We start from the raw sequence: 26,192 nt of genomic DNA on the forward strand, positions 1-26,192 counted from the left end.
CGTGCCATGAGGTTTTGTCTGTTGTGCTCTTTTGCGCAGGTAGCAACCTACGCCGGACGGCCGACAGCTGGCTGTCGAACAAAAAGGGAGGTATTCATGAAGGTCATCGCATGTGTGGCGGCGGGATTGGTTGGAGCGCTTGCCGCTGCCGCCCCGGTAACCGCGGCGGACATCTCGGATGGAGTGGTCAAGATCGGCGTTCTGACCGATATGTCCGGTCCCTACGCCGACAACGTTGGTGCCGGCGCCTTTCTGGCGGCGCAGATGGCGGCAGAGGATTTCGGCGGAACGGTGGCAGGTGTTCCCATCGAGATCATCCAGGCCGACCATCAGAATAAGCCGGATATCGGCTCGGCCGTTGCGAACAAATGGTACGACACCGAGAAAGTGGACGCGATCACAGAAGTCGTCTCTTCAGCCGTCGCGCTGTCCGTGCAGGAGATTTCCAAGGCGAAGAACCGGACTTTCCTGGCGACCGGTCCCGGCACGCCGGACCTGACAGGCAAGGCCTGCTCGCCGGTCGGCGTGCATTGGGCCTATGACAATTATGCCTATGCCAACGTCGTTGCCGGTGCCGCGGTCCGCCGCGGCTTGAAGGAATGGTACTTCATGACGGCGGACTACAGCTTCGGTCACACCCTTGAAGAGGCGGCAACCCGGGTGGTCAACAAGAACGGCGGCAAAGTGCTTGGTTCCGTCCGCCATCCGCTCAACAGCACGGACATGTCGTCCTACCTGCTGCAGGCGCAAGCGTCCGGTGCGCAGGTCATCGGGATCGCGAACGCGGGTAGCGACATGGTGAACACCGTCAAGCAGGCGCAGGAGTTTGGCCTGACTTCCTCGGGGCAGAGCCTGGCCGCTTTGCTGGTCAATCTCCCCGATATCAAGTCTCTCGGGCTCAGCAAAGCCAAGGGCCTTATTCTCGCGGATAGCTTCTACTGGGACATGAACGAGGAGACCCGGACATGGAGCAAGCGCTTCATGGAGAGGTCTGGCGGCAAGGCACCCGGTAGCCTCCAGGCGGCCGTCTATGGTGCGGTCACTCACTATCTGAAGGCGATCAAGGCTACAGGCAGCGATGATGCGAAGGCTGCAGTGGCCAAGATGCGAGATATTCCCATCGAGGATTTCTACACGAAGAACGCGACCATTCGCACCGACGGTCGCGTCATGCGTGACATGTATCTATTTCAGGTGAAGACCCCTGAGGAGTCCAAGTACGACTGGGATTTCTACACCTTGCTGGAGACAGTGCCTGCCGACCAGGCGTTCCGACCACAGGCGGAAGGCGGATGCCCCATTCCCGCGAAATAAGCTGATGATGATCCGGCGCTTTAGGGTCGAAACCCAATCAAATTGTTGATGAGAATGGCTATCCATGATTCATTGCCTGCAGAAGCAGGAGTGTTTGACCATGGCAGGCGAATTCTGGCTTGATGACGATCAGTGGGCGATGATTTCACCGCTGCTTCCGACCAACCAACCCGGCGCTCATCGTACCGACGACCGCCGGGTCATCAGCGGGATCATCCACGTCTTGCGATCCGGTTGCCGGTGGCAGGATTGTCCATCTTGCTACGGGCCTCCAACAACGGTCTATAATCGCTTTCATCGCTGGTCAGCGAAAGGGATATGGCGGCGACTGTTTGAAGCTCTGGTGCAAACGACCGATCGGGACATCCATATGATCGATAGCACGACCGCAAAAGCACACCGCTCTGCCGCTGGCGGAAAAGGGGGGCAGATGCCGAAGCAATCGGTCGATCGAGAGGCGGCAGATCGACAAAAATCCATGCTGTTGTCGATGGTTGCGGCCGTCCAGTCGCGTTGCGAATAACGCCTGGGCAACGCGGCGATGCACCCGTTGCCATCCCGCTCCTTGAACCCTTGCCACCAACACGTCTCTGCGCCGCAGATACGGCTTATGACAGCGACGCTTTGCGCGACTTCCTTGCAATGCGCGGCACGCAACCAGTCATTCCCAACAATCTAACCCGAAAGAGGATCAGACCGTTCGACCCGGTCGCCTACCGAAGACGCAATATCATCGAGCGGGCATTCTGCCGTCTCAAGGACTGGAGGCGTGTCGCGACGCGATATGACAAGCTTATGATAAACTTCGCGGCAACGTGCTACATCGCGGCTATGTCACATGGTGGGTCAATTGAGTCTGGAGCCTAGTCCTAGCGAAGCGCCGGATCGTTCCTGATTTCCTCCAGCAGCCAGTCCCGGAAGGACTGCAGCTTGCGGGATTCCGGCCGGTCCATGGGCCAAACCAGATAATAGCCCAAGGGGCGAATGACGCTGTCGAACAGGGGAACCAGTTTCCCCGTCGCCAATTCTTCGCTCAGCAGAGCCTTCTGCCCGATCGCCACGCCCAGACCTTCGATCGCCGCTTGATAGGTGAGGTGCGAGCTTTCGAACACAGTGCCGCGATCATCCGGAAGCTGCACCCCTGCCGCGGCCGACCAATCCGACCAATCGCGCCGGCGGTAGTAGGAGTGAAGCCGCGCATGCCTGGCCAGATCTGCCGGCGAGTTGATCGGTTGTCGTTTCAACAGCATGGGGCTGGCGACCGGCTGTATCACATCGTCGAAGAGGTGGATGGCATTCATGCCGGGCCAGTGGCCGGTGCCCACCTGGATGGCGATCTCCACCGTTTCCCGCGAGAAATCCACGGGCTTTACCGTATTGCTGACGGTGATCTGGATCTTGGGATAGCGTTTGTAGAAATTGGAAAGCCGTGGGATGAGCCAGCGGCTGGCGAAAGTCGCGTAGGCTCGGAGCTTCAAGGGGGAGTTGGGCTTGCGTTCCACCAGACGGTGCGAGGCGGCGGCGAGCTTTGCGAAGGGTTCGGCGATTTCCGCGGCAAACTCCTCGCCCGCCTCGGTGAGCTTCGAGCCGGTGCGTTCGCGGTGAAAGAGCCGCACGCCGAGATAGTTTTCGAGGACTGAGATCTGTCGGCTGACCGCAGATTGGGTGACGTTCAGTTCCTGCGCCGCCTTGCCGAACCCCCCATGGCGAGCGGCAACTTCGAACACGTAGAGAGGGTTCAGCGGCGGCATTCCGGTGACGGCCATCTTCCTCGATTTCCTCCAGATCAAACATCACCGCAGGCGAGACCTGCACCCTGGAACATCTCCGGTCCAGTCGGTATCGTTGCTGCTGGCGATTGGCAGCGTCTGTTTGCCGATCTGCAGACACCGGTCAAGCGGCTGACATCGCTCTTTTCTCGCCACTTGGTAAAACATATCGACCCAACGGGTGCTTGTTAAGGGGCCGGCCGGCGAACGGTTAAGCGGAAAACTCATGGCCTCCCTACGCCTAGTACGTTGTGGTGGGTGCGCCTTTTCGGCCAAATCTATTGGGAAGGCACAAGAGGTTGCCGGCCGGAAAAATTTAACAAAGAGCGGATTGATCATGGATTTTATCCTGAGCGAAGAGCAAAGAATGTTTGCGGAGTCGGTGCGACGGTTCGCCGAACAGCATCTGGCGGCAGGCGCCTTGCAGCGGGCTCACACGCCAGGCTTTCCCTTCGATGTGGCTAGGCTCATGGCAGAGCAAGGGCTGCTCGGCATTGCTTTTCCCGAAGAGGACGGTGGCCAGGGAGGGACGCTTCTTGATGCGATCATCGCCATCGAGCAGGTTGCTGCGGTATGTCCGCGCAGCGCAGACGTCGTCCAGGCCGGAAACTTCGGACCTATCCGCACTTTCGTGGAGTATGCCACGGCCGATCAGAAAAGCCGCTTTCTCGGCGACCTGTTGGGCGGGCGCAAGGTCATCAGTCTTGGAATGTCCGAACCGGATGCAGGCTCTGCCGTAACGGAACTCAAGACATCTGCCCGGATCGAGGGCGATGTCATCATCGTCAACGGCGCCAAGGTGTTCTCGACCCATAGCCCAGATGCATCGCTTTACCTCGTCTATGTGCGTTTTGGCCCAGGCGCCGGCGGCATCGGCTCGGTTCTCGTCGAGCGCGACACGCCCGGTTTCACCGTCAGCAAGCCCTCTGCCTTCATGAGCGGGGAAGAGTGGTCCGAACTGCATTTCGAAAACTGCAGCATTCCCGCCGCAAACCTTCTTCTGGGTCAGGGGGGCTTCAAGAAACAGATCTCGGGCTTCAATGTCGAACGTCTCGGCAACGCGGCGCGGTCCTTGGCTTTGGGACGCTATGCCTTCAATCTCGCGCGCGAGCATGCAATGGTCCGCAAACAGTTCGGACGGCCACTCTGCGAGTTCCAGGGGCTGCAATGGAAGTTTGCCGACCTGCTGCTAAAGCTTGAATCGGCCCAGTTGCTCCTGTATCGCAGCGCCTGCGTTCCAGATGGTGCGTTGCCTGACGCCGCCGACACGGCCATGGCTAAGGTCGCCTGCAACCAGGCGGGCTTCGAGGCGGCAAACGAAGCCATTCAGATCATGGGCGCGACAGGCTACAGCACGGAAGCGCTCGCCGAATACTGCATGCGAAGGACCCGTGGCTGGATGATCGCCGGCGGCTCGACCGAAATCTTGAAGAACAGGATTGCCGAGCATGTGTTTGACCGCAGGTTCGATCAACGGCCCCCACGCCCGCAGGCTGCCGCAGAATGAAAGCCGATACCGACATGTCGCGAGATAGCGCACTTCATGCTGCCTTCTTCGCGCCGCGCAGCATTGCCGTGGTCGGCGCCTCCGACGACGAGACGAAGACTGCGGGGCGACCGCTCGCCTATCTCAGGCGAGCCGGCTACGAGGGAGCCATATATCCGGTCAATCCCCGGCGGGATACAGTGCTGGGGGAGAAGGCCTGGCCCTCGTTGCAGGATCTGCCGGAACAAGTGGACCATGCCTTCATCCTGACTGGTGCCGACGCGGCCGTCGAGGCCGTCGCCGAATGCGCAGCACGCGGTGTGAAGGTAGCAACGGTGCTCGCCAACGGTTTTTCCGAAGCCGGCGCCGTTGGCCAGGCGCGTGTGGACCGAATGCTGGAGGCGGCAGGCGGAACCGGATTGCGCATTCTCGGCCCGTCGAGCCTGGGTGTCGTCAACCTGCACGGCAAAATGGCCTTGACAGCCAATGCCGCCTTTGCGGAGGAGGGTCTTCCGAAGGGCAACATCTTCGTCGCATCCCATAGCGGCAGCATGATCGGTGCACTCCTGTCGCGCGGCAAATCTCTGGGCGTGGGGTTTGCCGGGCTCGTGTCGGTTGGCAATGAACTCGATCTGTCGCTCGGTGAATTGTGCCAAGCCACGCTCGATGATCCGGAAGTCGGCGGATATCTTCTCTTCCTGGAAAGTCTGCGCAAGGCGGAGGACATCCGTCGATTTGCGAGCCTTGCACATCAGCGGGGCAAGCCGATCGTTGCGTTGAAGCTGGGCCGTTCGCCGCAGGCGGCGGAGCTGGCCCTATCGCATACCGGCGCCCTCGCGGGCGAGGATGCGGTCGCGGACGCCTTCTTCAGGGATTGTGGCATTGCGCGTGTCGAAACGCTTGAGGGGCTGCTGGGGGCTTTGCCGCTTCTGGCGCGAACCCAGCCGGCCTCCCGGCAAGCCCAGGTCGGAATGGTGACGACCACAGGCGGAGGCGCTGCGATGGTGGTTGATCAACTGGGCGTTCGCGGCATCACGGTCGAGGAGCCGAAGCAGGAGACATATGACGCCTTCAAGGCGCATGGCGTAGAGGTCGATAAGGGCCGGATCGTTGACCTGACGCTTGCGGGCGTCAGGCCGGAGATCATGAAGGCCGCTCTTTCCACAATGGTGGAATCGAAGCAGTTCGACTTGGTCGTCGCAGTCGTCGGTTCGTCCGCACGCAATCATCCCGAGCTTGCGGTCAAGCCGATTCTCGAGGTGGCCGGGCGCGATGTGCCGCTGGCCGTGTTCCTCGTTCCGGATGCGCCCGAAGCCTTGAAGCTTCTTGCGAAAGAGGGCATCCCGGTCTTCCGTTCGCCGGAGGCCTGTGCGGATGTCGTAGCCGCCGCATTGAAACGCGGCCGCCCCAAACCGCAGGCCGCGGCCGGCGCTGCCCTTACCGGTGCCGTTCGCAATCTCGACGAATGGGAGGCTTACCAGGTGCTTTCGGCGCTTGGCGTGATGCATGCGCCAGTCTGCAGACTCGATAAGGGCAATGTGCCCGAAACCCTGCCGATCACATATCCGGTGGTCGCGAAGGTTCTTTCGCCCCACGTGCTGCATAAAACGGATATCGGCGGCGTGGTGCTAGGTATCGCTGACCGCGATGGGCTTCAGCACGCGGCTGAGGAGATCGGTAGGCGCGTAACGCAAAAGATTCCCCAGGCTGCGGGCTGCGACATTCTCGTGCAGGCGATGGTTCGCGGGTTGGGCGAGGCGTTGGTGGGATATCGGATCGACCCTGAAGTCGGTCCCATCGTCATGGTGGCATCAGGCGGGGTCATGACCGAGATCTACCAGGACAGGGCCATTAGGCTTGCGCCGGTCGACCTGGAAACAGCTCGTGAGATGATCGACGACGTTCGGGCCTTCAAGGCACTGAAGGGCTTTCGCGGAAAGCCCGCAGGTGATCTTGAGGCACTGGCGGCGGCCGTGGTCGCCATGTCCTCGCTTGCCGAACGGCCGGAACTGGGCATCCGGGAAGCGGAGGTCAATCCGTTCCTCATTCTTCGCGAGGGGGATGGCGTTGTGGCGGTGGATGCTCTTATGCAGGCGTCAAAGATTGAACCAAAGGAGTAGGAAACATGCTGAGCGTGCTTCCAGATGTTGTGAATAAACGAGCGACCCTGGTGAAGCGAGGCCACTATGTCAGCCTTCGTTTTCTCGTGGAGATCGGCGACCGGGGATATCTTGTCGACATCGACAAGGGGCGGGTCGCGTCAGTTCAAGCCGGTCCATTCGTGATGCCGAGTTGGACTTTTGCCTTGCGTGCCTCAGCGGAAGACTGGAAGCGGTTTTTCGAGCCGCTGCCGGCGCCCGGGTTTCACGATCTTTTCGCCCTCTTGAAGGCGCGCCGACTGAAGGTCGAGGGAGACCTCCATCCCTTCATGGCCAATCTTCGCTACTTCAAGGAAATTCTTGCTGCTGTTCGTGAGGAGATCAACACGTGACCGTGAGCTTTGAACCGATCGTCGGGCGTTACATGAGGCTGGACCTCGACGGACGCAGTCACCGGATCTATGTGGAGGAAGCCGGGCAGGGCATCCCGCTTTTGTGCCTGCACACCGCAGGGTCCGATGGGCGCCAGTATCGCAACCTGCTCAACGACCAGAGAGTTCTTGAGAATTTTCGCGTCGTCGTATTCGACATGCCCTGGCATGGAAAATCGTCGCCCCCCTCCGGTTGGCATGACGAGGAATATCGCCTGACCTCGGCGGGTTATGTGGACATCATCCTTTCGGTGATGAAAGCGCTTGAGATCGAAAAACCAGTTGTAATGGGTTGCTCGATTGGAGGGCGTGTCGTGCTGCACCTCGCCCTGCATCATTCGGAGGCCTTCCGGGCTGCTATCGGGCTTCAGTCCGGCGCGCATGTCGATCCCTACTATGATATCGCATGGACGCATCGACCCGATGTGCATGGCGGTGAGGTCTGCGCGGCCATCGTCTCCGGGCTTATTGGCCCTCTCGCCTCGGATGCAGACCGTTGGGAGACCCTCTGGCACTACATGCAGGGCGGCCCTGGGATCTTCAAGGGCGACCTGTTCTTCTACAAGCAGGATGGCGATATTCGCGCCGAGGTCGCGCGCATCGATACGAGCAAGTGCCCGCTTTACCTGTTGACCGGGGAATACGACTACTCCTGCACGCCGGACGACACGCGTGCGTTGGCAGACACCATCCAGGGCGCACAGGCCGTGATTATGAAGGGCCTCGGACATTTCCCCATGAGCGAGGATCATGACGGCTTCATGTCGTATCTTCACCCCGTGCTGGACAGGATCCGGTCCGCCTGAACCCCATCAACACAAGAGGAGGCCCGGCCATGAAAACCGATAGCAAGTATCCCCGCCTGCGGCTGTTCATTGCGGGACGCTGGATCGACGGAGCTATGGGAGATGGGACCGAGGTTCTCGATCCGGCCCGCGGCGATGTCATTGGCGTCATGCCGCATGCGAGCAAGAGCCAGCTCGACGAGGCGCTGGACAGCGCCGAGAGCGCATTCCGGGCATGGCGGTCGGTTTCGCCTTATGACAGGGCGATGATTTTGCTCAGGGCTGCGGCCCTGATCCGTGCGCGGGCCGAAGATCTCGCCTGGCTCATCACCACCGAACTCGGAAAGCCGCTGGCCGAAGCAAGGCTGGAGGTAGAGACGGCAGCTTCGATCTTCGCATGGGATGCGGAGGAGGGCAGGCGGGCCTATGGCAGGGTGATCCCGTCTCGCCAACCGGGTGTGCGGCAAATCGTGGTGAGGGAGCCGGTCGGGCCGATCGCGGCGTTTGCGCCGTGGAACGCGCCTCTGATCACGCCGTCGCGCAAGATCAGCGGCGCGCTGGCGGCCGGTTGCTCCGTGGTCATCAAGCCCGCCGAGGAAACTCCAGCCTGTACGCTCGCCCTTGCTGCCATTCTGGAGGAAGCCGGTCTGCCAGCCGGCACGCTGAACGTCGTGACCGGCAATCCGGCAGAAATCTCCAAATACCTCATCTCGTCGCCTCTGATCAAGGGGGTCACCTTCACTGGCTCGACGGCTGTGGGCAAGGCGCTTGCCGCCGAAGCCGCGCTCGGCATGAAAAGGATGATTTCGGAACTGGGCGGCCATGCCCCCGTTCTCATCTTTCCCGAGATCGATGTCGAGGCGTTGGCCGTCAGTGCGGCGAAAGCGAAATTTCGCAATGCCGGCCAGGTCTGTACCTCGCCCACCCGCTTTTTCGTCCATGAAAGCATCCACGCGCGGTTTGCCGAGGCCTTCGCCGAAGCCGCCGGGCGCATCCAGGTGGGAGATGGACGGGATCCGACGACGCAGATGGGGCCGCTGGCCCATGCCCGCCGACTATCGTCCATCGAGGAATTCGTCGACGATGCCCGTGACCGTGGTATCGCGGTCGCGACCGGGGGCGGCCGCATCGGCAACCGGGGCTTCTTCTTCCAGCCGACTTTGTTGGCGGATGCCGGCGACGACAGTCTCGCAATGAACGTGGAGCCATTTGGCCCTCTGGCGGTCACCCAGCCCTTCGGCTCAACGCAGGAGGCCATACGGCTGGCCAACCGGCTCCCTTTCGGCCTGGCGGCCTATGCGTTCACGCATGACAGCCGCATCAGCGCCCAGGTAGCCGAGGAGGTGGAAAGCGGCAACGTCATCATCAATCACTGGCAAGCCTCGCTGCCAGAAACGCCATTCGGCGGCCTAAAGGATAGCGGACAGGGGCGCGAAGGTGGAATCGAAGGTCTGGAAGCCTTCCAGACCGTCAAATACGTGAGCCAGGCCTAAACATCGGGATCGACCATGCACACTGAGACCTTGCCTTCGGAAGCGCCGTCACGCGTCCGGATCGAGCGGGACGGCGATGTCGCCTTCATCATTATCGACAACCCTCCAATCAATGCGGGATCGATCGAGGTTCGCCGCGGCATCCTGGCAAGCCTTGAACGGCTTGAGCATGACGATACGGTCGCTGGTGCGGTTCTGATTGGCGCCGGCAAGACTTTTGTGGCCGGCTCCGATCTGAGAGAGTTTTCCGCACCTCTGGCGGACCCGCAGGTGCCCGCCGTGATTGCGGCGCTGGAGCGATTTCCCAAGCCGGTGGTCGCAGCCCTCCATGGGGCTGCCCTCGGCGGCGGTTTCGAATTGGCTCTCGGCTGCGACGCGCGCATTGCAACGTCGGATGCCGTGATGGGGTTGCCCGAAGTCACGTTCGGCATCATTCCCGGAGCCGGTGGCACCGTTCGCCTGCCACGCCTGACCGATGCCGCAACAGTGCTTGAGATCATTACATCCTGCCGCCGGCTCGTGGCGGATGAAGCCCTTTCGCTTGGGCTGATCGACCGTATCGCCGATGATCTACGCCCTGAAGCCGCAGCCCTGGCGCGGTCGCTTGGCGGCAAGCGTCTGGTGCGCGACCTGCCCGTGGTGGCCTTTTCTCCAGAGAGCCTTGAGGCCGCAGCCGCGGCCGCAACCAAAAGGCGCCGCGGACATCCCGGCATCGAAGAGGCCATTGCGGCCGTCAGGCGTGCCATTGCGTTAAGCTTCGACCAGGCGCTGGCGGAAGAAAGGGCGGTTTTCCAGCTGTTGCGCATGACAAAGGAATCGGCGGCCCTGCGGCATCTGTTCTTTGCGGAGCGCCGCGCCGGGGACATTGACGGGTTGAAAGGCTTGCCCGCCCGACCGTTGGCCACGGTCGGTTTGGTGGGCGCGGGCACCATGGGGGCAGGGATTGCAGCCTGCTTTCTGTCTTCCGGCTACAAGGTGCGGCTCGTCGATCAGAATGCTGATGCGCTGTCGTCCCTGCCGGACAAGCTTTCGGTGATGATCGGTGACGCATCGTCATCTAACATCCTGAAAGAGTCATTCTCGACCTCCACCGATATCGGCTCTTTGTCGGACTGCGATCTGGTTGTAGAGGCGGTTTTCGAGGACATGGGCGTGAAAAAGGCCCTCATGCAGGCGCTTGCCGACATACTGCGCCCGGATGCCATCATCGCTTCGAACACCTCCTATCTGGATCTCGACGGTCTCGCGGCCTCCATCGCGGATCCGTCGCGGGTCGTCGGATTGCATTTCTTCAGCCCGGCTCATCGCATGAAATTGCTTGAGGTGGTGCGCGGGGCAAACACCTCCCCTGACGTGCTGAAAACCGCGCTTGCCGTGGGCCGCAGGCTCGGCAAGATTTCCGTGGTCTCCGGTGTCGGCGAGGGCTTCATCGGCAATCGCATCTATAATGCCTATCGCCTACAATGCGAGGTGATGATCGAGCAGGGGGCAGACCCCGGGCAGATTGATCGGGCCTTGGAGGATTTCGGCTTTGCAATGGGTCCGTTTGCTGTCGGGGATCTGTCGGGCCTCGATATCGCGGCCGCCAATCGCCGCAGGCGGCGAGCGTCGGGCATCGATCCCGCCGATGGGTCGTCGTTTCTCGAGCAACTGGTCGAACTGGGACGGCTCGGCCGAAAGACCTCGGCTGGATGGTATGACTATCCAGAAGGTGCAAAACGTGGCGTCACCAGCGTGTTGGTAGCGGACATGCTAGCGTGGTGGCGGTCCGAAAGGGGGGGCATTCACCACGCGTTGGAGCCAAGCGAGATTCAGGCGCGTGCTCTTGCAGCCATCGCCAATGAGGCGGCGCTTGTGCTTTCCGAAGGCATTGCCTCGCGCCCGTCCGATATCGACCTCGTTTGGGTCCACGGCTACGGATTTCCGGCAAGACTCGGCGGACCGCTTCATTGGATTGCCGGTCAATCGCTGGCGTGGCGATCTTCTGCCCTGCAACTGCTCGCCGAAAATCCGCATACGGGCTTTCGTCCCGGAAACCTTGCGATGCTGATCGGCTCCGCGACGAACGGTGAGGAGTGAAGCCATGACGGGCGCCTTCATCCAGCGGCCATATCGAGCCGTCGATTCCAGGCCGAAGACTGGCGACATAGTCGCTCATGACGACAGGGCGACCCGCGAACAACAACACGCCTTTGCCGTGCATAGCCAGGACAATGCCCTCGCCTCCCAAGGGCTGGCAACGCTCCGCCGGTTCGGCCCTGCGGATGATGATCCGCCTGTGAGCCCGAATGGCGGGGCGATTGCTCCTGATGATCGGCTTGGTATGAGAGGCGCCCGCATTTCTGCGACTGCGCCTGCGAAAATGGGATTAAGCGGTGACGTTTCGGCGCTTGCCACCGTGTTCATCGGTGTCTGCCAGGGCATCCAAATCGCGCGTGAAAGCGCCTGAAAGCATCCGCTGGAGGAAACCTATGAAGATACTCGTGAGTGTTAAGCGGGTAGTTGATTACAACGTCAAGATCCGCGTGAAGTCGGATGGTTCGGGTGTCGAGCTTGCGAACGTCAAGATGTCGATGAACCCGTTCGACGAGATCTCGGTTGAGGAAGCGCTTCGGCTGAAGGAAGCGGGCAAGGCGTCCGAGGTGATCGTGGTGTCGATCGGCCCGGCCAAGGCCGAGGAGACGCTGCGCACCGGGCTTGCCATGGGTGCCGACCGCGCGATCCTGGTGGAGACCGACGATGTGGTCGAGCCGCTGGCGGTGGCCAAGATCCTCAAGGGCGTGATCGATGCCGAACAGCCGGGCCTTGTGATCACCGGCAAGCAGGCGATCGACGACGATTCGAACCAGACCGGCCAGATGCTGTCGGCCCTGCTGGGCTGGCCGCAGGCGACCTTTGCCTCCAAGCTCGAGATCAAGGACGGCTCGGCCGACGTCACCCGCGAAGTGGATGGCGGCTTGCAGACCATCAATGTCAAGCTGCCGGCCGTGGTCACCTCGGACCTGCGCCTGAACGAGCCGCGTTATGCCTCGCTGCCCAACATCATGAAGGCCAAGAAGAAGCCGCTCGACAAGAAGACACCTGGCGATTTCGGCGTCGATACCACCGCGCGGCTGAAGGTGTTGAAGACCGAGGAACCGGGCGGCCGCCAGGCCGGCGTCAAGGTCAAGAGCGTCGCGGAGCTGGTGTCCAGCCTGAAGACCGCTGGCGTGCTGTGATCGGATAGAAAGGAATTACACCATGACCATTCTTCTCCTGGCAGAACACGACAACGCAACCCTCTCCGACCAGACCGCCAAGGCGCTGACCGCAGCCGTCAAAATCGGTGGCGATGTGCATGTGCTGGTGGCCGGCTCCGGCGCCAAGGCGGCTGCGGATGCCGCGGCCAAGCTGTCCGGCGTCTCCAAGGTGCTGCTGGCCGACAGCGCCGATTATGCCAACAGCCTTGCCGAACCGCTGGCGGCGCTGGTGGTCTCGCTGGCTGGCAGCTACGACACCATCATCGCGGCTGCGACCGCGACCGGCAAGAATGTCATGCCGCGGGTTGCCGCCCTGCTTGACGTCATGCAGGTCTCCGAGATCATCGAGGTGGTCTCCGCCGACACGTTCAAGCGCCCGATCTATGCCGGCAACGCCATCCAGACGGTACAGTCGTCAGATGCCAAGAAGGTCATCACGGTGCGCACCGCCTCGTTTGCGGCAGCCACCGAGGGCGGCTCGGCATCGGTCGAGAGCGTCGCGGCCGTGGCCAATCCCGGCCTGTCAAGCCATGTCTCCGACGCGCTGTCCTCGTCCGACCGCCCGGAACTGACCTCGGCGAAGATCATCGTGTCGGGCGGCCGTGCGCTGGGTTCGTCGGAGAAGTTCCAGCAGGTGATCCTGCCGCTCGCCGACAAGCTGGGGGCCGCCGTCGGTGCCAGCCGCGCCGCCGTCGATGCCGGCTATGCGCCGAACGACTGGCAGGTCGGCCAGACCGGCAAGGTGGTCGCTCCCGACCTCTACATCGCCTGCGGCATCTCGGGCGCGATCCAGCATCTCGCCGGCATGAAGGATTCGAAGGTGATCGTCGCCATCAACAAGGACGAGGAGGCCCCGATCTTCCAGGTCGCCGACTTCGGCCTCGTCGCCGATCTCTTCGATGCCATCCCGGAACTGGAAAAGGCGTTGTGATGGCGTACACATGACCTGTCCTGTGATGAGAAGAGCGGTCCTGGAGTTTCGCCCGATCGCCCCCGCTGTCAAAAATCGCGCTTGTCGCACATTTTCGGGCTCCACCGTATGTTGACCATCGGCATGGAATTTGCCGCTCCGAAAGTTGCGGAGCGAACCATGATTTTGAATGCGGCGGTCTTTCCGCAAGCCGCTTAACGGCGAACCCTTGTTGTCGCCGAACAGGATCGGGACGGACGGGGCCAATACCTTGCCGTCAACGATCAAAGCGGCCGTTGATGATGGGCTTCTCCATCCGGACCTCGTCCACTCTGTCACCAAGCACCTCCAGCAAGGCATCGAAAGTGACCGTGCCAGGATAAAGAAGAACATGCCGAAGATCGGTGGCTTCCAATCCTGCAACACGGCGCGGCCAACCATCGCGGGTCAGGCCCCGTTTAAGGCATGGCCAAACGCTGAACCGGCGAGCCGCCTTAGCTCGACGGGGCGGCCGCGCTGAGCTTACGACTTCCTTCAATCAAATGAAGCTGCAAAATCGCACTTGCAGCGTCGATATTCCGATCTCTGCAAGCCTTTAGCAGAGCGCGGTGCTCCTCCTGCGATTGCTGCTCATAGTCCAAGCTGGATAGCAACACCCGCACGTAGCGGTCGGCTGCATCATGGTGGGTAGCAATGAGGCCGATAAGCCGCTCATTTTGACACGCACCGTAAAGTGTCATGTGGAACTGCTTATTCAGCGTCCCCCAACGCCCCACATCCGTCTCAGCGTCGATCTTGGCAAGAAGCGTTGCAGCCCTATCCAAATCGGCTGTCGTCAGCCCTGCATATGACTGGCGCAAGGCTTCCGTCTCAAGCAGCGAGCGAATGGAATAGATCTCTGCAATCTCCCTGGCATCCATCCTTGCCACGAAAGCGCCCTTTGTCGGGTGAATGGTTACGAGGCCCTCGCTTTCCAGAAGCCTCAAGGCATCACGCACAGGCATGCGGCTGAAACCAAATCGTGCGGCGAGCTCGTCTTGCCGCAGAACGACGCCACTGCGAAGCTCTCCACCGGAAATCGCTTCCCTGAGAACGCTTGCGATACGATCCGCCACGGTCTCCGGCCGAATGGTTTCAACATTTACTGCGGTGAATTCGTTCATGCCCAGCCTTTCCTAGACAGCAATCTTCTTGATCATGTCAGCGAATCTCGTATACGAGTATACCCATGTAGGAGATTTTTGCTTTGTCTTTATCATCTGGGTCGGTGCCTTATTTCAGCCAGTGGGAGACGCCCGAGATGACGTTGCCCGTGCTTGCCGAAGGATCTGCGGCGCTCTTACGCGATCCGCTCTGGCGGCAGTCGGGCGCCGAGACGGTCGAGGACTATGCGCGCTGGGCCGTCAATGTCTGCGGCATGGCCTGCCTGAAGATGATCCTGGCGGCGCGCGGCGAGCTGCATCCGACGCTTGCTCTCGCCGGCGCCTGCACTGCCTATGGCGGCTATGTCGTCAACGAGCTCGACGCCTCGATCAAGGGGCTGATCTATGCGCCCTTCGTGACTTATGTGCGCGAACGCTTCGGGCTCTCTGCGGAGATGATGACGGATGTCGCGACAGGGAACATTCCGGGGCTGCTTACCGCCCGTCCATTCTTCATCGCTTCGGTCAATAGCGGCATCCGTTGGCCGGAACGCCTGCCGCCTTCGAAGGGCGGACATCTCGTTCTGGTGACGGCGGCCTCGCCTGAGACGATCCGTTTCCACAATCCATCCGGGCACGATGCTGCGAGCCAGGCAAATGTGACGCTGCCGCTTGCTGTCTTCGACCGGTTCTTCGCCAATCGCGGTATCGCGGTCGGTTTCTGACACCAAATTCGACACCAAGTCCTTTTGGAGGCTTCATGACATCTTCCCGCGGCAAGCTGCGCATCGCCGTTCTCTTCGGTGGCCGCTCGGCTGAACACGACGTCTCCATCATGTCGGCGACGAATGTGATCGGGGCGCTGGAGCCTTCAAAATACGAGGCCGTGCCGATCTTCGTGACGCGGGAAGGCGAATGGCTGCGTAGCCGCTTCGAGAACGGCGTGCTCGCCAGGCCGGAAAGCGGCACCGAAATCGCGCTGGTGCCCGGCGGGCGCGGGCGAATGATCGCGATTGACGGCGGTCGGATGAGCGATGCCGGGAAGATCGATGTTCTCTTCCCCGTTCTACACGGCATTTTTGGTGAGGACGGCTCGGTACAGGGGCAAGCGGACGTGGCCCGCGTACCGCTCGTCGGTTGCGGCATCCTGGGTTCGGCAACAGCGCTCGACAAGGATATCGCCAAGCAGCTGCTGCGAGCGGCAGGGCTGCCGGTAGCGCGGGCTGTGACCGTGCATGCGGATCGGGCGCCGTCCTTCCACACGCTTGAGAGCGCGTTGGGATTGCCGCTGTTCATCAAGCCGGCATGTCAGGGGTCTTCCGTCGGCGTGAGCAAGGTCTGCAGCAGCCAGGATTTTGGGCCGGCGCTCGCGGAAGCGTTCAAGTATGACCGCAAGTTGCTTGCTGAAGAGTTCATCCGCGGCCGCGAGATCGAGTGCAGCGTGCTCGAGGACACCAGGGGCGGGTTGTTCGTGTCCCGTCCCGGCGAGATCATCCCGGCCGAAAGCCACGGCTTCTATAGCTACGATGCGAAATATATCGACGAGCATGGCGCAGCGCTGAAGGTTCCGGCGGAGCTTCCGGCAGACGTCGAGGCGAAGATCCGCGAGACCGCAGCGCTTGCCTTCCGGGCGCTCGGTTGCGACGGAATGGCGCGCGTCGACTTCTTCCTGACCGAGGACATGAGCTTCCTGATCAACGAGGTGAACACTATTCCGGGATTCACTGATATCAGTATGTATTCGAAGGCGATGGCGGCAAGCGGCATCAGCTACCCTGCGATAGTCGACCGGCTCGTCGAGCACGGTCTTGCGCGCGCTGGCCTCAGGGTGTGATTTGGGATGGAATAAGGACCCGGCATTTGGGGTAATCGGAGTCCAAACGGGGTCTGTGGCAATCCAGCTGACATCACGGCGCCATGACAATCGTTGCGTCGAAAAAATCAAGTTTCCCGCGCTCGTAGTTTTGCCGCTTGACCGGTTTGAGCCTGGTGATCTGTCCCCCAGTTTGGCCGTTCGACCACATCGAAGTTATCGCGTTCTGAACTACTTCCCGGTAGCCGACAACACCGCGCCCGTAACTTCATCGGCCAAGAGCGCGCGGGGAATGGGAGTGGGGTCCGGGCCAGATGACGTATAGGCGTCCGCTTCGGCGCCGAGTGCGAACGGCGCGGCTGAACGTTCACCGCTGTGAAACTTGGTATGCGAGACGCGACCGGCATGCCAGCGTCAGGCGAACAAAATGGCTCCGGCTTCGTGCACCGCGCCAGTTGCGCGATGCCAAGCTCCGATCTGCTCTTCTTGGTCCGCGATTCGACTCCCTTCAGAGCGGGAGACGAGAGGCGCCCGAGCAGATCATTCTGATCATTGACGGTCACTCGCCGAAGAAGCCAAAGCCTTTTCCGCGTGCTGTATTGACTGATTGGAAGCAGCCGATCTTGGGCATGTTTTTCGTCACCCGAAAGTGTTCGCTCTCGATGTCTTATAGCTACGCTACATCGGGAGCGGAATTTCGACGGTCGTGGTCACAGGTCGTTAAACAGAAAAGTTTGCGACACGCCCCACCGCTTCGATAGCCTCTCGGTAAGGTGTCGTGGGACGGCCGAGCAATGCCCGCAACTGGCGGCCATGGTCTTCCAGTTCACGCCTGGATGCGGCGACGTCCGACTCCGCAATCAGTTCGGCCAGGCTATCTGGAAGTCCCATGCCGATAAGTGCCTGCTTGAACTTTGCCTTGGGCATATCCTGATAGGTGACTGGTCTGCCCGCCGCTGAGGCGATTGTGTTTGCCAGGTCGGCCAGGTCGTAGCTCTCGTCGCCGGCCAGCTCATAAACTCGCCCCTCCTGACCATCCAAGGTCAGAACGACAGAATCCGCCGCTGCATAGTCAGCGCGTGTGGCCGACGAAAAGCGCCCCAGTCCCGCGCTGCCAATCACTGCACCATATTGAAGTGCCGGCGGCACGGAAAGCGTGTGGTTCTCCACATACCAGCCGTGACGGAGGAGAACGAACGGCAGACCCGAGGTCCGCAACGCCGCTTCGGTAAGGATATGATCTTCGCCGAGGCCGGACGTCGCTTGGTCGGCATGAAGCAAGCTCGTATAGGCAACCAGGCCGACATTGGCCGCCTTTGCGGCATTGATGACGTTGTGATGCTGGGCAACCCGGTTGGCTCCCGCGGTAGATGAGATCATCAGCAGCCGATCGATACCTTCAAATGCTGATGACAAGCTTTCGGGGCGGGAATAATCGGCAACGCGGATCTCGACGCCGCGCGCGCTGAAATGCTTCGCCATCTCATGATCGGGCGACCGGACGCCCGCCACGATGCTGTTGGCCGGCACCCGATTTAATAGCTCCTCGATAACGAGGCGTCCAAGCTCGCCGGTCGATCCGGTAACGAACAGCCTGGGCTGAGTGTGATACGTCATTGCAATCAATATCCTTCTACGTCGTCAGAACAGTCTGAATGAGGGTGTTTTCTCGCGCTTAGCGTTGTGCAGTGTGAAAGGTGATGGCGTAACCATCGGGATCGCTGGCCACGAAAAATCTGCCGAACGGGCCATCGCTCAGCGGGCTCAGGATCTTCCCACCGCGCTCGGCGATCAGGTCGTGGAAGGCGTTCGCGTCGTCGCAGGCAACCCATAACACCATGCCGGTTCCCAAGGGGCCGTTTTCAGGCAGTGGCCGTAGAGGTTCGCGCAGTGCCAGAGCAATCGGCCTGGTGGTGAAAACGACCGCGCCCGGCGGGTTTCGGTCTGCTGCGGTGAAGCCGAACACGTCCTTGTAGAACGCCACGGAGATTGCGAGGTCACGAACCTGCAACGCGATGAAGGATGGTCCGATCGGTGTTGTCATTTTGAATGCTCCGTTATATTATCAGGTTCCTTACATTTAATATCAGGAACCTGATATGTCAACGCGTAAAATTGACCCTTCTAGCGGAGAGGTCTGGATCGGCTACAGTTTGAAAATCGTGCAACATCGTCTGCGGCAGCGGTTGGAGGTGGAACTGGCCGCAACGGGCGTCTCCGCGGCGCAGAACGCTGTGCTGCTTGCCATCGGCAACAACCCGCAGATTTCTAATGCTTCCCTGGCACGCGCTGCCTTCGTGACGCCGCAGTCCATGCAGGGCATGCTTGTGACGCTCGAGCGAGACGGGTTCATTGTGCGCACGCCGCATCCCGAACACGGGCGGATCATCATGACGGAACTGACGGAAAAAGGTAAAGCGGCAGCACAGGCCGGCACGATCGCGGCCGAGACTGTCGAGCGGCAGATGCTCGCCGACCTGACCGACGAGGAGGTGAAGCTGCTGGGAGACCTTCTGCGACGCTGTGCTGATGCGCTTGAGGGGGACTGAGCCATGGCGTTGGTGGGTATCGCATCGGCCACCATGTCCGCGGAGGACGCTATGGAGGCTTTGCACAGCTTGGGCACGGCAAGCATATCGCGGTGAAGTCTCTGAAAAAGGGCGATTGGTTTGCCTGCTACTCCCCGCGAGGGAATCGGAGAAGGCGAGGTGGTGAAGGCGTTCACTTCCATCGGCCGTGTGACATCGGATGCACCTTATCGGGCCGAGCAGACGATGAACTTCAATCCATATCGGGTTGATGTGGAATACCTGAAGAACGCCGAGTACGCTCCGATCAGCCCGCTTCTGGACAGGCTCAGACTGACTCGTGATCATGGCATCCATTGGGGGGGCATGGCAATGCGTGGGCCTAAGCGCAGACTTGATGAAGAAGACATGAGACTGATCGCGGAAGCGATGGGCGTTCTCAGGAAGTTTGAGCCTTTACGAGACTAACATCGCGCCGACATTTGCTGCGAAGAACCATTCCGAACTGCAGGTTACGGATTTGGTGGTAGGCAAAAGACGCTGACAAGATAGCCCGTCCCGCTTCTCTCACGCTCGCGGCTCCGCGAAACTCACACGCTACGGCGCAGAACAACCCTCGGCGGTACCGCCGAATGCTGAGCCTCTTCACGCCCCTCGATACGGCTGAGAAGGAGTTCACACGCGCGCACACCGAGCTCCATTGGATCTTGGTTGACGCTGGACAGGCTGACGGCTGGCTGTCCAGCGAGCGAACAGTCGTCATAGCCGATGACGGCGAGGGAGCCAGGGACCTCCACGCCCGCCTCGTGGCAGGCTGCGAGCAGAGGGATTGCATCGAGATCGGACCACGCGAAGATTGCGCGCGGCCTGTCTTTTGAAGCAAGGAGGGCAGCCAGTTCCTTTGCCCTTGGTTCGCTCGGATGGGGATGGCGGATGATCCGTGTCTTGTCTTCCAAGCCGATCGCAGCCATGGCCGCCTTGTACCCCGCCTCGCGCTGCACCGCGACGACCGAACTGGGGCTGTCGGAGCGGTCGTAGCTCAACATGGCGATGTCGCTGTAACCCCGCGATGCCAGCGCTTCGACGGCCATCTGTGCCCCTGCGAAATCGTCCGAATTGACCGTGTCGTATAAGGTCGCCTGGGGTTCGTGATGGGCAATGGCGACGATGGGGATCTGTTTCGCATAATGCGCCACCACGCTTCCCGAGATCTGCGGCCCGATCAGGACCAAGCCATCCATCCTGGTGTCGATCATCGACTCGATCATCGATGTCTCAAGCTTGGAGGCCGCGCGGCCGACGCCGACCATAGCCTTGTAATTCGCCTCCGCCAGACCTGCGTCGATCCCTTCCAGCAGCACCGGGACGAACGGGTTGGTCAGTTCCACGACAAGGATGCCAACGGTGTACGTCCGGCCACGCATGGCGCGCGCTGCTGTGGAGGGACGATACTTCAAAAGGTCGATGGCGTTTTCGACCTTGGTCCGCAGTGCCTCTGACACACCGTAGGCATTGCGGAGAACCTTGGACACGGCGGCGACCGAAACGCCCGCATGCTCGGCGACATGGCGGATCGTCACGCGATCCGTCGGTGGGCCAAGCTTCTGTTTTTCCATAGGTAATCCTGTCTACGCATGATCCGTGCATTTACTATATGCAAAAAGCGCTTGCGCGGCAAACGACTTTGTAGAATGATATACATAGAACGATACACACAATGACCGGTGCGGCCTGATGTGCATGCGTCGGCGGGAGTAGAGACACCATGGACAGGCCCTCTCTGGCAGGCTCAATTATGTCATCCGGTCGTCAGCCATTTGCGCAGGCTGAGATGATTGCGCCCGAGATTGACAAGGGGCAGGGGACGGCCGGCGCCTTTGTGCAGACATCCTGGCAGGTGGATAGCCTCCCTTCGACGGCAACTTTGAGAATTTCTGCGCTCGGCCTCTACCGCGCCTTTATCAATGGCGAGCGCGTCGGTGATGATCTGCTGACGCCCGGCTGGACCTGCTATGACGACCGAATCGCCTATCAGGCCTACGAGGTCTCCGAGCTTCTTCATGTCGGCGAAAACAGGATCGAGATCTGGCTTGGCGATGGCTGGTATCGCAGCCAGCTTCTCTGGGCCTCCAACCCCATCTTCAATTGCTGGGGAGATCGCGTTGCGGCCATCGCCGAAATCGAGGCTGACGGCGCAGCACTGCTGGTCACCGATGCGAGCTGGAAGAGCGGTTTCTCCCCGGTGACGCGCAACGGTATCTATTTCGGCGAAGATTATGATGCCCGGATTATACCTCGCGCCGAAGCCGGCATAGACATACTCGAGTTTGACAAGGGCCTGCTCGTGCCGCACGAGGCGGATGCGGTGAAGGAACTCGCACCGCTCGCGCCGATCGAGCAGTGGCAGGATGCCGAAGGCAGACGCCTCTATGATTTCGGTCAGAATGCCGGTGCGTACATCCGGTTCCGCGTCAGCGGAAAGCCGGGCGCGTCTATCCGCGTCGAGCACTCCGAAATCCTCGGACCGGACAAGGCCTTCGACAACCGGAACTATCGCAGCGCCCGCGCCGAGCTGCGTTACATCCTGTCTGGCGAGGGCGAGGAAACCTATGCCCCGCTCTTCACCTTCATGGGCTTTCGTTATGCCCGGGTAACGCTTGAAGGAGACGTCAGCCTCCTATCCATTGAGATGGTGCCGATCAGCTCGGTACCGGTCGCTACCGGTGGAATCACCACAGGTGTTGCCGCGGTCAATCGGCTTGTTGAAAACACCATCTGGTCACAGCGTTCGAACTTCATCGAGATCCCGACGGACTGCCCGCAGCGCGATGAACGCCTCGGCTGGACGGGAGACGCACAAGTCTTCGCCGGAACGGCCTGCTGGCTCGCCGACAGCGAACGCTTCCTCATCAAGTATCTGCGTGACGTCATGCATGACCAGCGGGAGAATGGTGCGGTTCCGCACTTCTCGCCCGACCCGACGCGGCTGCATCCGATCGACGAGCGCGGCGACTGGGCTGGATCGACCGGTTGGGGCGATGCAATCGTCATCATCCCCTGGCAGCTCTACATGCATTACGGCAACAGGGAAGTCCTGGCGGAGTGCTTCCCGGCCATGATCAAATGGCTCGACTATCTCTGGGGTATTTCCAACGGCCCGATCATCCGCCCGCCGGCCGAGTGGGGCGATCACGGCTTCACCTTTGGTGACTGGCTCCAGCCCGTCGGCGATAACCGTAAGCCGCGACCGACCGTCGCTGACGATTGTGCCGCCACGCTCTACCATTTCATCTCGACACAGTTGACCGCACGTATCGCCCGCATTCTCGGCCGCGATGACGAAGCACGCCGGCTCGACGAGCGGGTGCAGCAGATCCGCGCCGCCTTCCGCACGGAGTTCTTTGCGCCCTCCGGTCGGATCGCGCATAACGACCAGACATCCTGGGCGCTGGCCTTCCTCTACGATCTGGTCCCGGATGACTACAAGGACGCAGGTAAGGTCTATTTCCGCCGCGTGGTCGAGGAGACCGATGGCGTGATCGGCACAGGCTTTATCGGTACGCCCGCACTGCTCCCGGCGCTCACGCGCCTCGGCATGCTCGATCTTGCTGAAAAGGTATTCCTGAACCGAAAGGTGCCGGGCTGGCTCTATCAGGTCGAGAGGGGCGCGACTTCCATCTGGGAGCGCTGGGACGCGATCGCCGAGGACGGCTCGATCTACGATCCGGACATGAACAGCTACAACCATTATGCCTATGGCGCCGTCTGCCAATGGCTGTTTGAAGACGTCGCGGGCTTGAAGCTGACGGCTGAGGGGGCAGGTTTTTCACATCTTGAGCTGGACCCGGCAATTTTGCCCGCGCTGTCGCCCGTCAAGGCTTGGCACGATGTGAAGCAGGGCAGGATCGAGGTGGAGTGGAGCCTGGAGGGAGACCAGGTGACCTATCGCGTCGTACTCCCACAAGGGGTCGCCGCATCGCTGAAGGCATCGAGCATTCGCAGCAACGTCTCGGTCAATGGACAGTCTGTTGAACGCCAGATGAATATCAGCCTCAAAGCGGGCGAGCACATCATCACGTTCAGCATCTGATATGGCCGCAGGCGCTGCCCGCGGTCAGTAAATGATCAAGTGGTCAATAGAGGAGGAAACGACCATGAGAATGACTGCAAGAACAATACTGGCCGCATCGCTAGCCAGTCTTCTGGCGAGTGCCGCCCATGCCGACGTCACGCTCAGCATCCTGGCTGACACCAATCCAGAAACCGTGGTTTTCCTGGATGTCTTGACCAAGGCTTACAGTGAGAAGCGGCCTGACATCAGTTTCGACATTGAGAACCGCGCAGGAGGCGCCGAGGGAGACAATATCGTTAAGACGCGACTTGCGACGGGCGAGATGGCTGACATTTTTCAATACAACGCGGGATCACTCTTTCAGGCGCTGAAGCCGGAGAACACGCTGGCCGATCTCTCAGGTCTTTCGAACGCAGGAAATATCTCCGAGAACTTCAAGCCGGTGGTCAGCGCGGCGGATGGCAGCGTGCGCGGTGTACCCTTCGGTCCTGCCATGGGCGGTGGCATCTTCTACAACAGGAAGATCTACGCAGAACTCGGGCTGGAAGTGCCAAAGACCTGGGCCGATTTCATCGCCAACAGCGAGAAGGTCAAGGCGGCCGGTAAAGTCGGCATCGCTCAGACCTATGGCGACACTTGGACGTCCCAGCTCTTCGTGCTGGCCGACTACTACAACGTCAATGCGGCAGCCCCGAGTTTCGCCAAGGACTTCACCGAGAACAAGGCGAAATTTGCGACGACACCTGCGGCGGCCAAGGGTTTCGAACGCCTTGAGCAGGCAGGCAAGGCCGGCTTGTTCAATGCCGATTTCGGGGCTGCCAAGTTCGATGACGGCATGCGTATGGTGGCAACGGGGGAGGCGGCTCATTATCCGATGCTGACCTTCGGGATCGGCAATGTCGCCCAAAACTATCCGGACAATCTGGGTGATCTTGGCTTCTTCGCCCAGCCTGGCGATGATGCTGCGAAGAACGGCCTGACCGTCTGGATGCCGTCTGCGCTTTACAGTCCCTCCAGCGCCGAGCATGGTGAAGAGGCCAAGAAATTCCTCGATTGGGTTGCCTCCAAGGAAGCCTGCGAACTGATGGCGAAGGCCGTTCCCTCGGGTCCGTATCTGATCAAGGACTGCCAGCTTCCGGCAGATGTTCCACAGGCGGTCAAGGATATGCTGCCCTATTTCGAAGCCGAAGGCGGCACTTCGCCTGCGCTCGAATTCCTCTCGCCGGTCAAGGGCCCGGCTCTGGAACAGATTACCGTGGAAGTCGGATCCGGTATACGTCCTGCGTCGGAGGCGGCCGCGCTTTATGACCAGGATGTCGAAAAGCAGGCCAAGCAACTCGGCCTGCCCAACTGGTAACCTGTCGCCAGTCGAACCCCGTCCGGTCTCCCAGGTCCGGGCGGGGTCTGTATCGGAGAAAAGATATGGTTACGCAGAAATCGCCTTATCCCTACTGGTTTGTGCTGCCGGCAGCGATCGTCTTCACGGTGCTGTTTCTGGTGCCTACGTTCGCGTCCTTCTGGTTCAGTCTGACGCGGTGGGACCTGTTCTCGGCTGAGTTCATCGGTCTCGACAATTACCGTCAGTTTCTGCGCGAGCCTTTTCTGATCCAGGGTACCGTCAACACGCTGATCTATGCGGTCGCAACGTCAGCCGCCAAATCCGTCCTTGGCTTGTTGCTCGCCGTGCTTTTGACATCGGGAATATGGGCTCAGGGGTTTCTGAGAACCGTCGTCTTCTTTCCCGTCCTCGTGTCGACCATCGGCATCGGGATAACCTTCGCGGTGCTCATGCATCCGACGAATGGCATGGTCAATGTGGCGTTGAATGCTCTCGGGCTTCCAGGTCCCGGCTGGCTAACCGATCCTTCGCTGGCGCTCTATTCGGTCATCCTTGTCGATCTCTGGAAAGGGGTCGGTCTTGCGACGCTGATCTATATTGCCGGTCTCGCAACGATCAGCCAGGACTACTACGAGGCTGCACGGATCGACGGCGCTACCCGCACACAGATGTTCTTTCGCGTCACGGTGCCCCTGGTGCGCCCGGCAACGGTCACCGTGGTGACGCTGTCTCTCATCGGCGGCCTTCGCAGCTTCGATCTGATCTGGGCCATGACACGGGGCGGCCCGGGCTTCTCGTCGGATGTGCTGGCAAGCGTCATATACAAGCAATACCAGGCCGGCTTCTATGGTCTCTCAACGGCGGGTAACGTCATCCTCTTCCTGTTGATTGCGCTGATCATCCTGCCGCTCACAGCGTGGTTCAATCGTCGGGAGGTGGATCTATGACCCGTCGTCAGCTCTCCACGGGGATCGTATCGCTCGCCCTTGCGTCCATCATCTTCATCCTGCCCTTCGTCTTCATTTTCCTGACGGCAGCAAAAAACCGTCAGGACGCCTCGCGGCTGACATTCACCTGGCCTGTTGAATGGCAATTGTGGGAGAATTTCCTGCAGGTGTTGGAGACCCGCAACTATCTGCTGCTGCTCGCTTACTTCAATTCGACCGTCATCACGGTCTTTGCGGTGACACTGCTCGTGCTCTTCGGCGCCATGGTCGGCTATGTCCTGCAGCGCCGTCCGTCGCGCTGGAACAAGGTGATCTACGGCTTTGTGCTGGCCGGTCTGATGATCCCGCCGGCAGTGGTGCCGACAATTTGGGTGCTGCAGTCCATCGGTCTCTTCAAGACGATCACCGGCATGATCTTCATTCAGGTTGCCTATGGGCTGGCCTTCTCGGTTCTCCTGTTTCGAAGCTTCATCGCGGCGATCCCGCGTGATCTCGATGAGGCGGCGCTGATCGACGGGGCAACGCCCTTGCAGATCTTCTTCCGGGTGATCCTGCCGCTCTTGAAGCCGGTGACCGTGACCGTCATCGTCGTTCAGTCGATCACGATCTTCAACGACTTCACCAATCCGCTCTACTACCTGCCGGGCCGCGAAAACGTGACGGTGCAGCTCACCCTCTATAACTTCCAGGGCCAGTTCCAGACGCAGTTCAATCTGCTCTTCATGAACATTCTGCTGGTCACCATCCCACCGCTTATCGTCTACATCTTCTTCAACCGACAGATCGTGGCCGGCATGACCGCCGGTGCCGTCAAAGGATAGTCGC

At 60.6% G+C, this 26,192-nt stretch carries 24 protein-coding genes and 2 pseudogenes; 20 read left to right on the forward strand and 6 right to left on the reverse strand.

Annotated features, from left to right (window positions below; translation table 11 throughout):
- Positions 1–96 precede the first annotated feature (96 nt).
- Together DMY87_RS14175 and DMY87_RS14180 are read left to right on the forward strand one after the other, a co-directional pair.
- Positions 97–1,314, forward strand: coding sequence for an ABC transporter substrate-binding protein (locus DMY87_RS14175; RefSeq protein ID WP_110792296.1), 1,218 nt, complete (start codon positions 97–99; stop codon positions 1,312–1,314).
- 100 nt (positions 1,315–1,414) lie between these two features.
- Positions 1,415–2,181, forward strand: a protein-coding gene (locus DMY87_RS14180; RefSeq protein ID WP_245408919.1) for an IS5 family transposase whose coding sequence is annotated in 2 segments (ribosomal slippage) — positions 1,415–1,744 and positions 1,747–2,181 — 765 coding nt in all. Because the reading frame shifts where the segments join, the coding sequence is not laid out codon by codon here.
- A gap of 2 nt (positions 2,182–2,183) precedes the next feature.
- On the opposite strand, the gene gcvA is transcribed toward DMY87_RS14180, so the two are convergent.
- Entirely contained in the window at positions 2,184–3,080 is an 897-nt protein-coding gene (gcvA, locus tag DMY87_RS14185; RefSeq protein ID WP_205908167.1) for a transcriptional regulator GcvA, read from the reverse strand.
- A gap of 340 nt (positions 3,081–3,420) precedes the next feature.
- Between gcvA and DMY87_RS14190 the strand changes: the two genes are divergently transcribed.
- The 10 genes and pseudogenes from DMY87_RS14190 to DMY87_RS14235 all read left to right on the forward strand — a co-directional run.
- A complete protein-coding gene (locus tag DMY87_RS14190; protein ID WP_110792297.1) occupies positions 3,421–4,590 on the forward strand; it encodes an acyl-CoA dehydrogenase family protein in 1,170 nt (389 codons plus the stop codon).
- Complete coding sequence (locus tag DMY87_RS14195; RefSeq protein ID WP_245408921.1) at positions 4,587–6,689, forward strand: acetate--CoA ligase family protein; 2,103 nt, start codon at positions 4,587–4,589, stop codon at positions 6,687–6,689. The genes DMY87_RS14190 and DMY87_RS14195 overlap by 4 nt, the downstream gene beginning before the upstream one ends.
- A gap of 5 nt (positions 6,690–6,694) precedes the next feature.
- Positions 6,695–7,060 (forward strand): hypothetical protein, encoded by a 366-nt coding sequence (locus DMY87_RS14200; RefSeq protein WP_110792298.1) that lies wholly within the window; start codon positions 6,695–6,697, stop codon positions 7,058–7,060.
- Positions 7,057–7,905, forward strand: coding sequence for an alpha/beta fold hydrolase (locus tag DMY87_RS14205; protein ID WP_205908168.1), 849 nt, complete (start codon positions 7,057–7,059; stop codon positions 7,903–7,905). Before DMY87_RS14200 ends, DMY87_RS14205 begins: the two co-directional genes overlap by 4 nt.
- 29 nt (positions 7,906–7,934) lie before the next feature.
- Entirely contained in the window at positions 7,935–9,377 is a 1,443-nt protein-coding gene (locus DMY87_RS14210) for an NAD-dependent succinate-semialdehyde dehydrogenase (protein ID WP_110792299.1), read from the forward strand.
- A gap of 15 nt (positions 9,378–9,392) precedes the next feature.
- The gene (locus DMY87_RS14215; protein ID WP_110792300.1) at positions 9,393–11,456 is read left to right on the forward strand and encodes a 3-hydroxyacyl-CoA dehydrogenase NAD-binding domain-containing protein; all 2,064 of its coding nucleotides are present in this window, start codon (positions 9,393–9,395) and stop codon (positions 11,454–11,456) included.
- Between the two features lie 4 nt (positions 11,457–11,460).
- Positions 11,461–11,826: a hypothetical protein gene (locus DMY87_RS14220; RefSeq protein WP_110792301.1), complete on the forward strand. Its 366-nt coding sequence runs from the start codon at positions 11,461–11,463 to the stop codon at positions 11,824–11,826.
- 22 nt (positions 11,827–11,848) lie between these two features.
- Positions 11,849–12,595: an electron transfer flavoprotein subunit beta/FixA family protein gene (locus DMY87_RS14225; protein WP_110792302.1), complete on the forward strand. Its 747-nt coding sequence runs from the start codon at positions 11,849–11,851 to the stop codon at positions 12,593–12,595.
- Positions 12,596–12,617: 22 nt separating this feature from the next.
- Complete coding sequence (locus tag DMY87_RS14230; protein ID WP_110792303.1) at positions 12,618–13,547, forward strand: electron transfer flavoprotein subunit alpha/FixB family protein; 930 nt, start codon at positions 12,618–12,620, stop codon at positions 13,545–13,547.
- A 172-nt stretch (positions 13,548–13,719) separates the two neighbouring features.
- A pseudogene (locus DMY87_RS14235) lies at positions 13,720–14,046 on the forward strand (DDE-type integrase/transposase/recombinase); the annotation flags it as partial.
- On the opposite strand, the gene DMY87_RS14240 reads toward DMY87_RS14235, so the two are convergent.
- Positions 14,021–14,689: a GntR family transcriptional regulator gene (locus tag DMY87_RS14240; RefSeq protein ID WP_110792304.1), complete on the reverse strand. Its 669-nt coding sequence runs from the start codon at positions 14,687–14,689 to the stop codon at positions 14,021–14,023. The pseudogene DMY87_RS14235 and the gene DMY87_RS14240 sit on opposite strands and share 26 nt — an antisense overlap.
- A 137-nt stretch (positions 14,690–14,826) precedes the next feature.
- Here DMY87_RS14240 and DMY87_RS14245 point away from each other — a divergent pair, with 137 nt between their 5' ends.
- Both DMY87_RS14245 and DMY87_RS14250 read left to right on the forward strand, forming a co-directional pair.
- Complete coding sequence (locus DMY87_RS14245; RefSeq protein ID WP_110792305.1) at positions 14,827–15,393, forward strand: hypothetical protein; 567 nt, start codon at positions 14,827–14,829, stop codon at positions 15,391–15,393.
- Between the two features lie 35 nt (positions 15,394–15,428).
- Positions 15,429–16,502 carry a D-alanine--D-alanine ligase family protein gene (locus tag DMY87_RS14250; RefSeq protein ID WP_110792306.1) on the forward strand — a complete coding sequence of 358 codons (1,074 nt, stop codon included), beginning with the start codon at positions 15,429–15,431 and terminating at the stop codon, positions 16,500–16,502.
- Between the two features lie 503 nt (positions 16,503–17,005).
- Here the strand turns inward: DMY87_RS14250 and DMY87_RS14255 are convergent.
- The 3 genes and pseudogenes from DMY87_RS14255 to DMY87_RS14265 form a co-directional block, all read right to left on the reverse strand.
- Positions 17,006–17,145, reverse strand: a pseudogene (locus DMY87_RS14255) (IS6 family transposase); the annotation flags it as partial.
- Positions 17,146–17,201: 56 nt separating this feature from the next.
- The gene (locus tag DMY87_RS14260; protein WP_110792307.1) at positions 17,202–18,098 is read right to left on the reverse strand and encodes an SDR family oxidoreductase; all 897 of its coding nucleotides are present in this window, start codon (positions 18,096–18,098) and stop codon (positions 17,202–17,204) included.
- A gap of 58 nt (positions 18,099–18,156) precedes the next feature.
- Complete coding sequence (locus DMY87_RS14265) at positions 18,157–18,525, reverse strand: VOC family protein (RefSeq protein WP_110792308.1); 369 nt, start codon at positions 18,523–18,525, stop codon at positions 18,157–18,159.
- Between the two features lie 55 nt (positions 18,526–18,580).
- Here DMY87_RS14265 and DMY87_RS14270 point away from each other — a divergent pair, with 55 nt between their 5' ends.
- Positions 18,581–19,030: a MarR family winged helix-turn-helix transcriptional regulator gene (locus DMY87_RS14270; RefSeq protein ID WP_110792309.1), complete on the forward strand. Its 450-nt coding sequence runs from the start codon at positions 18,581–18,583 to the stop codon at positions 19,028–19,030.
- A gap of 159 nt (positions 19,031–19,189) precedes the next feature.
- Positions 19,190–19,477 (forward strand): EVE domain-containing protein, encoded by a 288-nt coding sequence (locus DMY87_RS14275; RefSeq protein WP_110792310.1) that lies wholly within the window; start codon positions 19,190–19,192, stop codon positions 19,475–19,477.
- Between the two features lie 122 nt (positions 19,478–19,599).
- On the opposite strand, the gene DMY87_RS14280 is transcribed toward DMY87_RS14275, so the two are convergent.
- On the reverse strand, positions 19,600–20,625 hold the full coding sequence (locus DMY87_RS14280; RefSeq protein ID WP_110792311.1) for a LacI family DNA-binding transcriptional regulator: 1,026 nt from the start codon (positions 20,623–20,625) through the stop codon (positions 19,600–19,602).
- 215 nt (positions 20,626–20,840) lie between these two features.
- Here DMY87_RS14280 and DMY87_RS14285 point away from each other — a divergent pair, with 215 nt between their 5' ends.
- The 4 genes from DMY87_RS14285 (at position 20,841) to DMY87_RS14300 (ending at position 26,188) form a co-directional block, all read left to right on the forward strand.
- Positions 20,841–23,099: an alpha-L-rhamnosidase gene (locus DMY87_RS14285; protein WP_110792312.1), complete on the forward strand. Its 2,259-nt coding sequence runs from the start codon at positions 20,841–20,843 to the stop codon at positions 23,097–23,099.
- A gap of 64 nt (positions 23,100–23,163) precedes the next feature.
- Entirely contained in the window at positions 23,164–24,438 is a 1,275-nt protein-coding gene (locus tag DMY87_RS14290; RefSeq protein ID WP_110792313.1) for an ABC transporter substrate-binding protein, read from the forward strand.
- A 65-nt stretch (positions 24,439–24,503) separates the two neighbouring features.
- Positions 24,504–25,367: a carbohydrate ABC transporter permease gene (locus tag DMY87_RS14295; RefSeq protein WP_110792314.1), complete on the forward strand. Its 864-nt coding sequence runs from the start codon at positions 24,504–24,506 to the stop codon at positions 25,365–25,367.
- Positions 25,364–26,188, forward strand: a complete 825-nt coding sequence (locus DMY87_RS14300) for a carbohydrate ABC transporter permease (protein ID WP_110792315.1) — start codon at positions 25,364–25,366, stop codon at positions 26,186–26,188. Before DMY87_RS14295 ends, DMY87_RS14300 begins: the two co-directional genes overlap by 4 nt.
- Positions 26,189–26,192 lie beyond the last annotated feature (4 nt).

Origin of the sequence: Peteryoungia wuzhouensis (assembly GCF_003205195.1) — a bacterium.
GTDB lineage: Bacteria > Pseudomonadota > Alphaproteobacteria > Rhizobiales > Rhizobiaceae > Allorhizobium > Allorhizobium wuzhouense.